We start from the raw sequence: 14,171 nt of genomic DNA on the forward strand, positions 1-14,171 counted from the left end.
GCCCGCGAGGCGGTCCCGGGAGCGGCGGGACTCAGCCGACGACGCGGGTGGCGCGCAGCACGGTGGCGTCGCCACCGGGGCCCGCCTTGAGCTTCTTGTCCAGCGAGCCCTCCAGCTTGAGGCCGCCGGGGGCGAAGGCCCGCTGCATCAGCTCGCCCGCCTTCGCGTCGTCCCCGCCGGTGACGGCGCTCAGGTCGATTTCATGGAAGGACTGGAGCTTCTTGTCCGGCGCGTCCGCGCTGAACAGGTCGTAGTGGTCGCAGGGCGGCGCGAAGCAGCGCTTTCCGTTGTCCTTGACGATGTAGACGGTGTTGGCGGTCATGGTGGCGTCTCCGGGTGAAGGGGTGGGGGCGGCCGTGCCCGGCTCGTTGGCGGCGCCAGCGGGCGGGTCCACTTCGGTCCGCTTCAGGTCGGCGGGGGCCGCCGCGCCGGACTCGTCGCTGGACGGCTGAGCGGTGGGGGAAGGCGGCTTGCTGCACGCCACCGGGCCCAGCACGAGCACGGCGGACAGGAGCAGGGAGCGGGCGTTCATGGCGACTCCGGAAGGGGGCGGGTGTCCTCCTTCAACGCGGGAGGGGCGCGGCCGGGTCCACTCTGCCCGGCCGTGCGCCCGCCGGCCAGGGTGACGCGGGCGATTTTTCCCGGTGTCCCACCTGGACGCCCGGGCAGTCCGCTCCCAGGGCCTCCGAAGGGGTCCGCAAGAGGGAACATGGGCGATTCCCTTCGTTGACGCTCCTGCATGCGCAGGCTACATCCGCCCCGTCGCACCGGCTTTCAGGGCCGTGACCTGTAAGGACGCCCACGATGGAATTCCGCATCGCCTCCGACGAGCTGAAGAAGGCCCTCTATCGCGCCCAGGGCATCGTGGAGCGCAAGACGACGATGCCCATCCTCGCCAACGTGCTCCTCACGGCGAACAAGGGCAGCATCACGGTCACGGCCTTCGACCTGGACATCGGCATCGTGTCCGAGCACTCGGCGGACGTGTCCAAGCCGGGCGCGGTCACCCTGAGCGCGAAGTACGTCTTCGACATCGTGCAGAACCTCCCGGACGCGGAGGTGACGCTCAAGAAGCTGGCGAACAACTACGTCGACATCTCCTCCGGCTCCGCGCACTTCAAGATCGTCGGCATGGCCGCCGAGGAGTACCCGAAGCTGCCCAAGGAGGAGAACGCGCCGCTGGTGCAGATCTCCGGCAACACGCTGCTGGAGATGATCAAGAAGACCCAGTTCGCCATCTCCAGCGACGAGACGCGCTACATCCTCAACGGCGTCTTCTTCGAGCCCCAGGCCAGCGGCAAGGTGCGCATGGTGGCCACGGACGGTCACCGGCTGTCGCTCATCGAGCGGGAGATGAACGGCGACTTCAAGTTGAAGAGCGGCGTCATCATCCCGCGCAAGGGCCTGATGGAGCTCAAGCGCCTGCTGGACGAGGCCCCGGACGCCGAGTGCCATCTGGGCTTCGCGGAGAACTCGGCGCTGTTCAAGAAGCCGGGCCTCACCATGGTGATGCGCCTCATCGACGGGCAGTTCCCGGAGTACCAGCGCGTCATCCCCAAGGAGGGCGAGAAGGTCGTCCTCGTGCCCAAGGTGCGCCTGCTGGAGGGCCTCAAGCGCATCGCGCTCTTGTCCGCGGACAAGAGCAACGCCATCCGCATCGGGCTGGAGAAGGGCAAGCTGCTCATCACCGCCAGCAACCCGGACCTGGGCGAGGCGCGCGACGCGCTGGACGTGGACTACAAGGGCAATGACATCACCATCGGCTTCAACGCCCGCTACCTGATGGACGTGCTGGGCGTCACCGACACGGACGAGGTCAGCTTCGAGCTGGGGGACGAGCACAGCCCGGGCGTGCTGCATGGCCCCGGCGACCGCAGCTTCACCGCCGTGGTCATGCCCATGCGCGTCTGAGCCGGACCTCCGTCCACCTTCCCACGCCGCACCTGAAGCACCGTTCCACGTTCGACGCTCCGCGCCATGGGGAGGCCTGCGCCCGGCGCGGGGTCTCCCTATGATGGGGGCGTGGCCACCCGTCCAGACGACCTGAGAGCGCGGCTGGAGGACCGGGCGGACCTCCTGGAGGCCACGCGCCTGCGCTACCGCGCGCTCAAGGGCGTGCTGGAGTCCTTCTTCTGGAAGGACCGGCTGCGCAACCACTTCGAATTGTTGCGGGAGGTGGCGGCGTCCCAGCCGGAGGTGGACGCGACGCTGAGCGCGCTGAAGCGCCGCGCGGAGGCGGAGGCCTGGCCGCGCGACGCCGGGCCCGTCCGGTTGATGAACGAGGTGGCGCGCCTGCGCGAGGCGGTGGCGCGCGCGGCGGAGCGGCGGCTGTCCATGCAGGAGGCCGTCCCGGCCACGCTGGGGGAGGTGTTGCTGCGCCTGGAGACGGAGGTGCTGGACGCGGCGCCGCTGCTGGGCGGAAGGGTCTGGGCCCAGGCGGTGGAGCTGTTGCCGCGCAACCTGCCGGAGCTGCGGGCCGCGTGCGCGGCGGGCGAGGTGTTCGAGCGGGTGTTCAAGCGGCCCGTGGCGGAAGGGGCGCCGGCCTTCTCCGAGGACGAGGCGCGGGAGCTGGCCCGGGCGCTGCCGCTGGGCGCCGCGGCGCTGGTGTCGCTGTGGGAGCGGCTGGAGCGCTATGACACGCGGGGCCGGGTGAAGGACTTCCTCCAGCGGCGCATGCGCCGCGCGCCGACGCGGGTGGCGCGCAGCGGGCCGGAGCTGCTGTTGCACGCGGCCTTCTGGCACGACGTGGCGCGGGTGCGCGTGCGCGCGGTGCTGGAGGCGGAGCTGGCGCCGGTGGTGCCTCGCGAGGCGGAGCTGCCGGCGCTCCTGTCGTGGCGGGCCGCGCGCACGGAGGACCCGGCGCTGCGCCTGGCGGCGAGGGACGTCTTCACGGAGGGCCGCGCGGGGCTGGTGGAGGCCGCGGAGGCGCTGGCGGCGCTGTCGCGCGAGAGGCCCCGGGGCGCCTGGAGCGAGGAGATGGCGTGGGCGCGGCTGGAGCAGGCGGCGCTGCGGGCCCGCACGGAGGAGGGGCCGGAGGCGGAGGCCCTGCGCGACGCCCTGCGCCTCTTCGTGTTGCTGCGCGGACAGGCGAGCACGCCCGCGCGGCTGTTCTCTCCGGAGCACGCGAAGCCGGCCGGGGGGGACGTGGCTCGGGCTGGGGACCTGGTCGCGCTGGTCCAGGCGGCGCGTCACGCGGCCCTGCGGAATGGTGGCTAAAACCAAACGTTGATTTGGGGCGGGTGGAAGGCTTCTGTTAGGTTGATTTGCGATTCACTTCCCGTCGCGAATCCAGCCTATGACCTCACCTGTTCCTCCATCCGCCTCCGACGCGGCTCCGCTGCAGTTCGACCAGGCGGAGTTCACCGAAGCGCCGCCGGTGACGAAGTGCACCGTCTGCCAGCGCGTCATCAAGAGCCTCTACTACGAGGTGAACCAGCGCCTGCTGTGCCCGTCGTGCCGCGAAGACGTGCTGGCGTCGATGGAGGGCGGCTCGAAGCTGAAGCGCTTCATGAAGGCGTCGGTGTTTGGCTTTGGCGCGGCGCTCGCGGGGGCGCTCGTCTACTACCTGGTGAGCCTGAGCGGATACAACATTGGCCTCATCGCCATCCTGGTGGGGTGGATGGTGGGCACGGCGGTGTTCAAGGGCTCCGAGTCGCGGGGGGGGCGGTTCTACCAGCTGCTCGCCGTGGTGCTGACGTACTTCGCGGTGGCCGCCTCGCTCGCGCCGGATGTCTACAAGGAGGTCTCGGAGCAGCCAGTGGCGGAGGCGGGGGCGGAGTCTCCCGCCGAAGACGATGAGCCTCCCTCGCAGGCGGTCAAGGTCGTCCTCGCGGGGGTGATCTCCGTGGCGGCGCCGGTGCTCGTGGGGGTGAACAGTCCCATCTCGGGGCTCATCTATGGCTTCGCGTTGTTCGAGGCCTGGCGCCGCACGCGGCGCACGGAGCTGAACATCGCGGGTCCGTTCAAGCTGGCGGACGCGTCCGGGGCGCCGGCCTCGGAAGACGCGGCGCCCGTGCCGGAGGAGCGCACCGTTGGCTGAAGCGCTCGCGGCGGAGTCCACCCAGCGCTGCGAAGGGTGTGGTTCGGAGCTCGCGCCCCGGCTGCTCACCTGTCCTTCGTGCCGGAAGCTGGTGCATGGAGCGCGCTTGAAGCAGCTGGCGGCGGACGCGCAGGCGGCGTCGGAGCGGGGTGCGCCGGCGGAGGCGCTGGTGTTGTGGCGGGAGGCGCTGGAGCTGCTGCCGCCGGGGACGGGGCAGCACGCGCAGGTGACGGCGCGCGTGACGGCGCTGAGCCAGGAGGTGGACGCGCGGGGGCTGTCGGTGCCCATCGCGGAGGCGGAGCGCAAGCGTTCGGGCATGCCGAAGGTGCTCGCCGGCATGGGCGCGGTGGGCCTGACGCTGTGGAAGTTCAAGTTCGTGCTGGCGCTGCTCCTGGGCAAGGGGAAGCTGTTGCTGCTCGGGCTCACGCAGGCGAGCACGCTGTTCTCCATGTTGCTGGCGTTGGGCGTGTATTGGACGGCGTGGGGCTGGCGCTTCGCGCTGGGGTTGGTGGCGTGCATCTACGTGCATGAGATGGGGCACGTGGCGTCGCTGCGCCGCTTTGGCATGAAGGCGAGCGCGCCCATGTTCATCCCGGGGCTGGGGGCGTTCGTGCGCCTGAAGCAGTCGCCGGTGGATGGGCGCGAGGACGCGCGGGTGGGGTTGGCGGGGCCCATCTGGGGCAGCGCGGCGGCGGTGGTGGTGCTGGTCGCGGCGCTGGTGACGGAGTGGAAGGCGCTGGGCGCCATCGCGCACGCGGCGGCGTGGCTCAACCTGTTCAACCTGCTGCCGCTGTGGTCGTTGGATGGGGGGCGGGGCTTCAGGGCGCTGGCGCGCAAGCAGCGGTGGGTGGCGGTGGCGGTGCTGGGCGCGACGTGGTTCCTCACGGGGGAGAACCTGTTCCTGCTCATCGGGCTGGCGGCGGTGTTCCAGGCGTCCATGGCGAGCGCGCCCGAGGAGGGCGATGCGCGCACGCTGGTGGAGTACAGCGCGCTGGTCGTGGGACTGGGCGCGCTGGGCTGGGCCGCGAACCACTGGACGGGGGCGACGGCGGCGCTGTGACGGGGCGGGACGGAGGCGGTTCACCGGTTGTCATTGCGCGGGATCCCGCTCGACAAGCTGCCCTTCATGAGATGAACCCCAGCGGGTCTTCAGCCTCCGCGCCGTCTCCCTCCGTCCCAGGTCGTCAAGTCAGCCTGCCCTGATAGTCCCTGTCGCGCATGGCCATGCGGAGGCTTCGCGGCTGGCGAGGGGGACTGTCCATGAGCGGAAGGTGGGTTGTGGTGCTGTGCCTCCTGTCGTGGGCATGGTCCGGCCGAGCAGTTGCTCAGGGGCGGTCGTTGGATGAGACCGTCAACGAACGGTCCTCCGCCTCTCGGCCAGCGAACAGCGCTCCCCTCCTTCGCGACCCAGAGCTGGACTCGCCCGTGACACCGGAGGAATGGCACTTCCTGACCCGGCTCGATGTTTCGGGCCTGGCCCTGCTGCCTCGCGGCGACGGCGGAACACGCGAGGGTCTCGTCCAGGTCGTTCCCACCCTGATGCTGGATGGTGGCGCGGAGTTCGGTGTCAACCTGGAGGCTCCGGTGAGGCTGCGCCTGTGGGGCGGCGAGCGGTACGCGGGCGTCATTCACCAGGAGGATTGGGACAGCCTGTCGGACTGGGGCCAGGTGATTCGGGCCCTCAAGCTGGGGTCGAACGAGGCGCCCCTGGCGTTGTGGATGGGGGCGCTGGACAGCTACAGCCTGCTGTCCGGGCACCTGGTGCGGCGCTACTCCAACCGCATCAACCCCGACTACCACCCGGCAGGAGGCTTCCTCACCGGGACGCTCGGCCCGCTCTACGTGGAGGCCTTCGCCTCGGACGTCCTTGGCGCGCGTCTCTTCGGAGCGGAGGCCGAGGTGGACCTGGAGCACGTCCTCTTCGGTCGGTCGGTGCAAGCGGGGCGGTACACGCTGGCCGTGTCCGCGGTGCACGAGGGAGGCAGGGGGGAGGGGACCTCGCCTGAAATCACGCTGGCCCACCTGGACGGGACCGCGGTGGTGTGGGCGCGCTCGAGCTTCGAACTGCATCTTCTGGCTGGCTGGGGAGGTCGTCCCGGGACGGGTGGTGCCTGGGGCGCGGTGGCTGGGGTGGGCGCGGACGCGGAGACACCGAGTTTGAACGCGCGGCTGCGCCTGGAGGCGCGGCGGCAGCATGGAGGCTTTCGCCAAGGCGCCTTCGGTCCGGATTACGAGCTGGCGCGCTTTCGCGCTGCGGGAGCTTCCAGACAGCCCCTGGCGGAGGCGCCCTTTCCGGAGGGTGCCTCTGTCTACGCTGAAGCAGACGTGGGTTGGGACGCGGAGCGGTTGGTGGGGAGGATGCAGCGGCACCTGTCCTTTTCCTGGGCGGTGGAGGTCTTCACCTCGCGACGCGTGGACACGGACGGACGAATCGCCCTCCAGCTCTTCGAGCGGAACCTGGAACTCGCCCTGAGCGTGCTGGGAGTGGGGCTGGGACGGCCGGGGGCCCGCTACCTCGTGGCTGGAGAGCTGCGCTGGCGCTTCGCGAGCAGGCTGTACGCGCTGGGGCGAGGAGGGACGCCGTTGTTCCCACAGACGGATGGTTCGCTGCGCCCGGGTGCCCAGGCCTCGCTGGGAGTGGGGGTGGACAATGCGCGTTGAGGTGTTGCTGTTGAGCGCGATCCTGCTCGTCACGGGCTGTGTCTCCGCAAGGCCACCGTTCGGTCACCCCAACGTCCTGAAGCAAGGCTCGGGTGTCGTGCCGTCCACGTCCTCCATCGAGCCGCTGAGAGGGACCTCACGGCTGCGCCGCCATCACACCGAGCGCTCCCTGGACACGCAAGCCGCGCGGAGCACACGGGCCCAGGTCGCCGAGCAGGCCGCCATCCACGGCACCGCGGAGGCAGATGCCTTCGAGCGCTTGCTGGTGCTCGCGGGACTGGACCCCTGGGACGAGCTGCCCTTGCGTGCGTCCGCGCTGACGCCGACGCAGGCGGCGCGAATGCTGTCGGTATTGCTGAAGAAGCCCGTGACCCTGGGCAACCTCCCGCCTCGCATGGGCGCGAGCCTGCTGCTGCGCGAGGTGCTGGCGGGTGATGCTGCCTCACGGGAAGACCTCCTGCGCCGGATGACCCGCCTCGAACGGCTCGCGGTGTTGAGGCCCGATGGCTATCTCGCGTGGGTCATCAATGGACGCACGCAGCAGCGTGTGGGTCAGGTGGAGTGGAAGGACGGAGCGTTCGTTGCGCTGGGCTTCGAGTTGGGGCGCTTCTACGTCAACACCGGTGGTGTGTTCCGGCCGACAGATGAGCAGCTCCATCCCGTGTTCAATGGATTCGTCGTGGAGGTGTACGACGACGCGGACATCCTCGGCCGCTCGCTGGACGGCGCCGAGGACGCGTTCTTCGAACTGGCCATGTCCATCGGGAGGTTCTTCACCTCCCCAACGGACAGCCTCCTGTCACTTCAACATCTACCCGAGGGTATCGCCGCCCTCGTTGCTTCCTCGCCCGAGTACCTGGAGCGCTTCTCCTCCATGACGCGAGGAGAGCAGGTGAGAGCCGTCGCGAAGCTGTTGACGACGCTCTATGCCGGAGGGGGTGTCGTCAAGGGCTCCACGGGCGCTCTGACCTCGGTGATGGGAGGAGCGGGGACCCTGCTCCCAGTGCTGTCCCTCACTGGCGAGGGTGCGCTGGTGATGGAGCGCGTCGCGGTGCCAGTCGGGCGGATGGCCTACGCGGTGGGGACTGGTGTTGGAGGACTCTACGTCCTTGCCTCGGCGGACCCAGGGGGCGGCGGAAGTGGCTTGAAGGTCGCGCCACCGGAGCGTGTGGTGAACGACCTCAAGGACTTCTCGGGGAAGCGATTCCAGGCGGGCTCCGAGACATTCCTGCTCGACAAGAAAGGGCTCCAGCACATCCTCGAGCGGCACCATCCCCGGTACTGGAATGGGACGACGAAAGCGGCTCAGAGTTTCTTTGGCGCGAAGATGAACTTCGAGGACGTGATCCGTTCCATCGAAGCGGTCCTTCAGCAGAACCGGGAGCGAATGGTCGGGCGAGGGACGCGAGGGATGTACCAACTGACGGGTGTCGTTGATGGGGTAGAATACATCTTGGGGCTCAATCAGGGCCGGGTCGGCCAGTTCTACCCTCGATAGGTGAAGCAAGACGCATGATCACGCTCGCCACATACTTCCGGCAAGGAGAAGACTTCGTGCCAGTCGATGCCTTCGTCGGTCCAATCCCTGACGAGGACTACATCGAGGGCGCCATGGAGTTCTCCATTGACGGGCGTTCGATGCTGACCCGCAAGGAGTGGGACTACATCGATCAGCTCTGGGCCTATCTTGTTGGAGGCATGGCCGAGCTTCAGCGGGGTGAGAAGTTCCAGATCTTCTTCCCCGATCAGCCCATCGAACTGAGCGCCACACCCGATGAGGTGGGGGGACGTGCCACGGTCCGTGTCGTGATGGGGGGGGACGTTCGCGAAGCATCGGTCGAACGCGCCGTCCTGGTCGCCGAGGTCCTGAAGGAGGCCAGGCACTTCTTCGAGCGGATTCAGAAGGTGTTGCCCCGCGAGGGCTACGCACAGACGCTCCAGGAGATCTCCACGCTGGAGCGAGCGCAAGGCTCAGCCTGAGTTGGAGGGGGATGTGCCTGTTGAACCGGCACCCGCGCCCACCGACCAGGCGGTCCACGCGGAAACCCGCGCCCCGCCCGCCGCCGCATCTGTAGTACGAAGGGCGGCCCCTTCACGGTGACGCTGTGCGCCTCCTCTCGCTCCAGGTTCAGGACTTCCGCAACCTCCCGACGGTGCAGCTCGCACCCAGCGTCCACGCGACCATCGCCGTGGGACAGAACGGGCAGGGGAAGACCAACCTCCTGGAGGCGCTCTACTTCCTCGCCACCCTCAAGCCCCTGCGCGCCGGACGCCTGTCCGAGCTCGTCCGCTGGGGCGCCTCCGCCGCCCGCGTCACCGGCCGCTTCCTCCTCAAGGGCGCCGAGCGCGAGATCTCCGTGGAGGTCGGCGGCGGCACCCGCCAGGCCCTCGTGGACGGCAAGAAGGCCTCCAGCCTGGAGGACTACTTCGGCGGCGTCTCCGTCGTCGCCTTCACTCCCGACGACCTGGAGGTCATCAAGGGCGGCCCCGACGCGCGCCGCGCCTTCCTCGACCGCGCCGTGTTCAACCGCTTCCCTGCCTTCCTCAAGGAAAGCCGCGAGTACGCCCGCGCCCTCAAGAACCGCAACCGCCTGCTCCGCGACGGCGCCACCGTGGATGCCGCGTACCTCGACGCCTACGATGAAACACTCGCCCGCTCGGGCGCCCGCCTCTACGCCCGCCGCCGCGCGCTGATGGCCGAGCTCGCCCCGCGCGCCCAGGCCACCTTCGCCTCCATTGGCCGCACCGCCGACCCCGCCGTCTACGGCTACCACCCCGCGCACCTCGGCGCCGACTTCGCCCAGGCCGACGAGGCCGCCCTCGCCGCCGCCCTCCGGGAAGCCCTCTCCGCGCGGCTGCGCCGCGACCTGGACCGCGGCTTCACCTCCGTGGGCCCCCACGTGGACGACGTCTCCGTCACGCTGGGGGGCCGCAGCGCCCGCGCCTACGCGAGCCAGGGGCAGCAGCGCGCCCTGGTGCTGGGATGGAAGATCGCCGAAATCGAGAACCTGGAGGGGGCCATGGGCTTCCTCCCCCTGCTCCTCCTGGATGACGTCTCCAGCGAGCTGGACCCCGAGCGCAATGCCTACCTCATGGGCTACCTGGCCCGGAGCGGCGCGCAGGTCTTCCTCACCACCACCGACGCGGGGCTCGTGAGAGCCGCCGCCGCCGATGACTCCCTCTGGCTCACCGTCCACGCGGGACAGGTGGCCACCGACGCACCGTCACGACCCTAGTCAGGGCACCCGCCGCCGCTGCCAGGGCCAGTGCACCGGCCCCCGGCGCGCGTGGTGCGGCAACTCCTGTCGCGTCACGTGGCCGAAGTATTCGAAGCGGAACTCCGCCCACAGCAGCCCGAACGCCATCGTGAACAGGAACATCGCCAGCGACAGCCACCACACCGTGCCTGTCGCCAACGAGACGATGAACAACACCCCCAGGGCCGCCGCCACCCACAGCGGCACCTCCCGCAGGCGCTTCGACTCGCTGAAGGCCATGCCCATCGTCAGCATGGAGATGGCCAACACCGGCCACGCCAACCAGTGCGCGCTGCGCGCGTACAGATTGGCAATCGATAACATGAACAGCCCGAACCCAAGTATCGCCAGCCCGCCGTCCATTGAATCCTCCTCGTGAGAATCCCCCCGGCTCCTCCGCTAACGTGCGTCTCACCCACGCCCGCATGCACGCCCCCGGAGGCCCTGCCTCCCCAAGTCCGACCGGAGACGCGGCGGGTGAGCAACCCCCTCCACCCCCGCGGAATACGCCGCCGTGACACGCGGTCCACCGCGCGTCCCCACGCCCATGCGCCTGGCCGCGCCCGGTGTCCTTCCGGGACGCCGGGCCCTCGCCCAGGGCACGAGCCGTGAATGGGCCCGGAAGTCGACGTTCTTCCTGACGAAGTTCTTGCGGACCCGCCGGGCGTGCACCATGACGGGCAGGCCGTCCCACCGGGAGAACCCGGGACGAACGAAATGGTGCCATGTCGCGGATGCTGCTGACGCTCGTGCTGTCCGGCCTGCTCGCGGGGTGCCACCACCGTGCGACGTTCGAGGAATCGGTGCTCCGCAAGTCCGACGTGGAGTACCGCGTGGGGCCCCTCTCCAGCGACATCTGGGAGCGCAAGGGCTTCAACGACAACGACCTCGCCTTCGTGGAGAGGGGTGACACCGGACGCGTCATCGCCGCCAACTCCACCTGCAAGGACCACGACGACCCGCCCCTGCCCATCCTCACGAAGCACCTGCTCATGGGCTTCACCGAGCGCCAGGACCTGGGCCAGCAGACCTTCATGTTGGACGGCCGCGAGGCCCTCCGGAGCCGCTACGTCGCGAAGCTCGACGGCGTCCCCGTGTCGCTGGACCTCGTCGTCGTCAAGAAGGACAACTGCGTCTTCGACTTCAGCTACATCGCGCCCGTGGGCGCGGCCGACGCGCGCATGGCCGACTTCGACGGACTGGTCGCGGGCTTCCGTTCGGAGCGCCGGCGATGATGCCCGGCGCCAAGGTCTCCGGCGGCCCGTCCCTCAAGGAGCGCCTCCGCGAGCGGATGGAGTCCCTGGGCGCCCTGTCCGTGATGACCGGCCAGGTGTTCAGCCGCGCCGTGCGCCCGCCCTACGACTGGACCAGCCTCATCTTCCACACCGAGTCCCTGGGCGTGCGCTCGCTGCCCATCGCGCTGCTCACCGCGACGTTCGCGGGGCTCGTCATCTCCTTGCAGTTCGGCTACTTCCTCGCCCGCTTCGGCGTGCAGTACACCGTGGGCCGCGTCGTCATCCTCACGCTGTTCCGCGAGCTGGCCCCCGTGCTCACCGCCCTCACCGTGGGCGCGCGCATCGGCTCTGGCATCGCCGCGGAGCTGGGCTCCATGACCGTGACGGAGCAGGTGGACGCCATCCGCGCGCTGGGCGCGGACCCCTTGCGCAAGCTGGTGGTGCCGCGCGTGTTCGCGTGCCTCATCGTCATGCCGGTGCTGACCGTGTTCTCGGACGTGGTGGGCCTGGTGGGCGGCGCGCTGGTGGTGAAGTCCCAGTACGGCATCGCCCTGGATCAATTCTTCCAAGGCGCGCTGGGCGCGGTGCTGATGGGCGACTTCGTCTCCGGCGTCATCAAGGGCGCCGTGTTCGGGCTCATCATCGGGCTGGTGGGCTGCTTCAAGGGGCTGGCGGTGGAGGGCGGCACGGAGGGCGTGGGCCGCGCCACCACGCAGACGGTGGCCATCACCTCCGTCTCCGTGTGCCTCGCGGACTTCTTCATCACGAAAATCACGCTCTACTTCTGAAGCCGCCCGCACCCATGCGCAAGGCCCCGCCCCAGCACGTCGACCCGTCCGCCCCGTTCGAGTTCCGCAAGCCCACGCCGGGCGAGGAGCTCATCCGCTACGAAGGGCTGATGAAGCAGTTCGGTCCCAAGCGCGTCTACGACGGCGTGGACCTGGACGTGCGCGCCGGGGAGACGCTCGTGGTGCTGGGCGGTTCGGGCGCGGGCAAGAGCGTGCTGCTCAAGTGCCTCATCGGCCTGATGCACCCGGACGGCGGCAGCATCTTCTTCGAAGGCCATGACCTGGCCCACTTCACCGAGGAGCAGTTCCTGGAGGTCCGCAAGCACGTGGCCATGGTGTTCCAGGGCGCGGCCCTCTTCGACTCGCTCAGCGTGGGGGAGAACGTGGCGTACCCGCTGCGCGAGCACTTCCCCACCCTGTCGCGCGCGGAGATCCAGAAGCGCGTGGCGGAGAAGCTGGAGCTGGTGGACCTGCCCAACACGGAGAAGCTGATGCCGTCGGACCTGTCCGGCGGCATGCGCAAGCGCGTGGGACTGGCGCGCGCCATCGCCACCGACCCGGAGGTCATCCTCTGGGACGAGCCCACCACGGGCCTGGATCCTGTCACCACGCAGACCATCAACGAGTTGATTCAGTCCATGAAGCAGCGGCTGGGCGCGACCTCCATTGTCGTCACGCATGACATGGTGAGCGCCTTCGTGCTGGCGGACCGGATGGCCATGCTGGCCAACCGGAAGATCGTCCAGGTGGGCACCCCGGAGGAGATGCGCCGCTCCCAGGTGCCGGAGGTGCGCGCCTTCATGGACGCGCGCCGCCTGGAGTTGAACCCCCGGGGAACACCATGAGTCTCTTCACCTCGACCTCGAAGGAGAAGCGCCTGGCGGTGCGGGCGGGCCTCTTCGTCGCCATGGGCCTCGCCGTGGCCGGCATCGTCGTCTTCTTCATCGGCCAGGAGTCCCACCTCTTCAAGCGGCAGGTCATCTTCCACGCGTACTTCGACAGCGTGGATGGCCTGAGCGACCAGTCCCCCGTCTGGATTGGGGGCCTGAAGGTGGGCCGCGTCAACGGCGTCAGCTTCTCCGAGGACTTGAAGGACACCCGCCTGGATGTGGAGTTCCAGGTGGTCAGCGCCTACGCGGATCGCGTCCGCGCGGACTCCGTCGCCAAGCTCACCAGCATGGGTGTCCTGGGCGACAAGGCGGTGGACATCTCCCTGGGCAGCGCGAACCAGCCGGCCGTGGAGCACGGCGGCGTCGTCAAATCCGTCAGCGGCGGGGACCTGACCAAGCTCGTGAGCAGCGCCAGCCGCGTGATGGACAACTCCGTCGCCATCAGCGAGTCCCTCAAGGACGCCGTGAAGCTCTACGCGGACCCGGCGCTGTCGCGCGACCTGGCCAAGAGCATCTCCTCCCTGCGCGCCATCATGGAAGAGGTGGAGAAGGGCAACGGCGCGCTGCACGCCCTCATCTACGACCCGCGCACGGGCCAGGAGATCAACACCCTGCTCGCCAACGCGTCCGGCGCCGCGCGGCGCCTGGACGGCGCGCTGGGCCACGTGGAGGCCCTCCTGGGCGAGGTCCGCCAGGGCGACGGCACCGCGCACGCGCTCATCTACGGCCAGGACGGCGCGGTCGCCCTGCGCGAACTGGGCGCTGCCGCCGGCCAGCTCGCCGGCCTGCTGGAGGACGCGAAGAAGAGCCCCAATGGCGCCGTGCACCAGCTGGTTTATGGCGACGCGAAGGGCATGTTCGCCGACCTGGGCAGCGCCGCCGCGGACATCAAGCAGATCACCGCCACCGTGGCCCGGGGCGACGGCACGCTGGGCGCCCTCGTCGCGGACCCCTCCGTCTATGACGACCTGCGCGAGGTGCTGGGCAACGTGAAGCGCAACCGCATCCTCCGCGCGCTGGTGCGCTTCTCCGTCAGCAACCGCGGGGCCCTGGAACATGTGGGCGCACCCCAGACGGCGCCCACGCCGCTCACCCCCGCCGCCGCCACCCCGACCCCCGCACCGCCCCCGCCCGCCGCGCCGACGCACTGAGCCACCTCGCCGCGTCAGGGATTGCCGTGGTGCGAAACATCCGCTGGGGGTGAGACATGTGTCATGGCTCACCCAGTGGGATGTTGTGCGAGCCCATAAAATTATTCAGGTGTTTCAAACGGCTGTCTGTGCATTGACTTCAACGGCCCG

Annotated in this window: 14 protein-coding genes; 12 read left to right on the forward strand and 2 right to left on the reverse strand. The window is 69.5% G+C overall.

Annotated features, from left to right (window positions below; all coding sequences use genetic code 11):
- Positions 1–31: 31 nt before the first annotated feature.
- Positions 32–532: a DUF6748 domain-containing protein gene (locus GTY96_RS12175; protein ID WP_143906412.1), complete on the reverse strand. Its 501-nt coding sequence runs from the start codon at positions 530–532 to the stop codon at positions 32–34.
- A 272-nt stretch (positions 533–804) separates the two neighbouring features.
- Here GTY96_RS12175 and dnaN point away from each other — a divergent pair, with 272 nt between their 5' ends.
- From dnaN to recF, 8 genes are all read left to right on the forward strand, one after another.
- Positions 805–1,911, forward strand: coding sequence for a DNA polymerase III subunit beta (dnaN, locus tag GTY96_RS12180; protein WP_143906410.1), 1,107 nt, complete (start codon positions 805–807; stop codon positions 1,909–1,911).
- A 111-nt stretch (positions 1,912–2,022) separates the two neighbouring features.
- Complete coding sequence (locus tag GTY96_RS12185; RefSeq protein WP_255442752.1) at positions 2,023–3,216, forward strand: ATP-binding protein; 1,194 nt, start codon at positions 2,023–2,025, stop codon at positions 3,214–3,216.
- 79 nt (positions 3,217–3,295) lie between these two features.
- A complete protein-coding gene (locus GTY96_RS12190; RefSeq protein ID WP_161664805.1) occupies positions 3,296–4,039 on the forward strand; it encodes a hypothetical protein in 744 nt (247 codons plus the stop codon).
- On the forward strand, positions 4,032–5,099 hold the full coding sequence (locus tag GTY96_RS12195; protein ID WP_161664807.1) for a site-2 protease family protein: 1,068 nt from the start codon (positions 4,032–4,034) through the stop codon (positions 5,097–5,099). The genes GTY96_RS12190 and GTY96_RS12195 overlap by 8 nt, the downstream gene beginning before the upstream one ends.
- A gap of 200 nt (positions 5,100–5,299) precedes the next feature.
- Positions 5,300–6,700: a hypothetical protein gene (locus GTY96_RS12200; RefSeq protein WP_235685563.1), complete on the forward strand. Its 1,401-nt coding sequence runs from the start codon at positions 5,300–5,302 to the stop codon at positions 6,698–6,700.
- A gap of 10 nt (positions 6,701–6,710) precedes the next feature.
- A complete protein-coding gene (locus tag GTY96_RS38555; RefSeq protein ID WP_161664809.1) occupies positions 6,711–8,198 on the forward strand; it encodes a hypothetical protein in 1,488 nt (495 codons plus the stop codon).
- Between the two features lie 14 nt (positions 8,199–8,212).
- Complete coding sequence (locus GTY96_RS12210) at positions 8,213–8,680, forward strand: hypothetical protein (protein WP_143906400.1); 468 nt, start codon at positions 8,213–8,215, stop codon at positions 8,678–8,680.
- 125 nt (positions 8,681–8,805) lie between these two features.
- Complete coding sequence (recF, locus tag GTY96_RS12215; RefSeq protein ID WP_143906398.1) at positions 8,806–9,936, forward strand: DNA replication/repair protein RecF; 1,131 nt, start codon at positions 8,806–8,808, stop codon at positions 9,934–9,936.
- Here the strand turns inward: recF and GTY96_RS12220 are convergent, their stop codons facing one another.
- On the reverse strand, positions 9,937–10,281 hold the full coding sequence (locus GTY96_RS12220; RefSeq protein ID WP_328700843.1) for a hypothetical protein: 345 nt from the start codon (positions 10,279–10,281) through the stop codon (positions 9,937–9,939).
- Between the two features lie 401 nt (positions 10,282–10,682).
- Here GTY96_RS12220 and GTY96_RS12225 point away from each other — a divergent pair, with 401 nt between their 5' ends.
- From GTY96_RS12225 to GTY96_RS12240, 4 genes are read left to right on the forward strand one after another with little or no spacing between them, the layout of a single operon-like run.
- Positions 10,683–11,192, forward strand: a complete 510-nt coding sequence (locus tag GTY96_RS12225; RefSeq protein ID WP_143906395.1) for a hypothetical protein — start codon at positions 10,683–10,685, stop codon at positions 11,190–11,192.
- Positions 11,189–11,980, forward strand: a complete 792-nt coding sequence (locus GTY96_RS12230) for an MlaE family ABC transporter permease (protein ID WP_143906393.1) — start codon at positions 11,189–11,191, stop codon at positions 11,978–11,980. The genes GTY96_RS12225 and GTY96_RS12230 overlap by 4 nt, the downstream gene beginning before the upstream one ends.
- A gap of 14 nt (positions 11,981–11,994) precedes the next feature.
- Positions 11,995–12,825, forward strand: coding sequence for an ABC transporter ATP-binding protein (locus tag GTY96_RS12235; RefSeq protein ID WP_143906392.1), 831 nt, complete (start codon positions 11,995–11,997; stop codon positions 12,823–12,825).
- Complete coding sequence (locus tag GTY96_RS12240) at positions 12,822–14,021, forward strand: MlaD family protein (protein WP_143906390.1); 1,200 nt, start codon at positions 12,822–12,824, stop codon at positions 14,019–14,021. The genes GTY96_RS12235 and GTY96_RS12240 overlap by 4 nt, the downstream gene beginning before the upstream one ends.
- The last annotated feature ends 150 nt before the right edge of the window (positions 14,022–14,171 follow it).

This window comes from Corallococcus silvisoli (genome assembly GCF_009909145.1).
In the GTDB taxonomy this organism is placed as follows: Bacteria; Myxococcota; Myxococcia; order Myxococcales; family Myxococcaceae; genus Corallococcus; species Corallococcus silvisoli.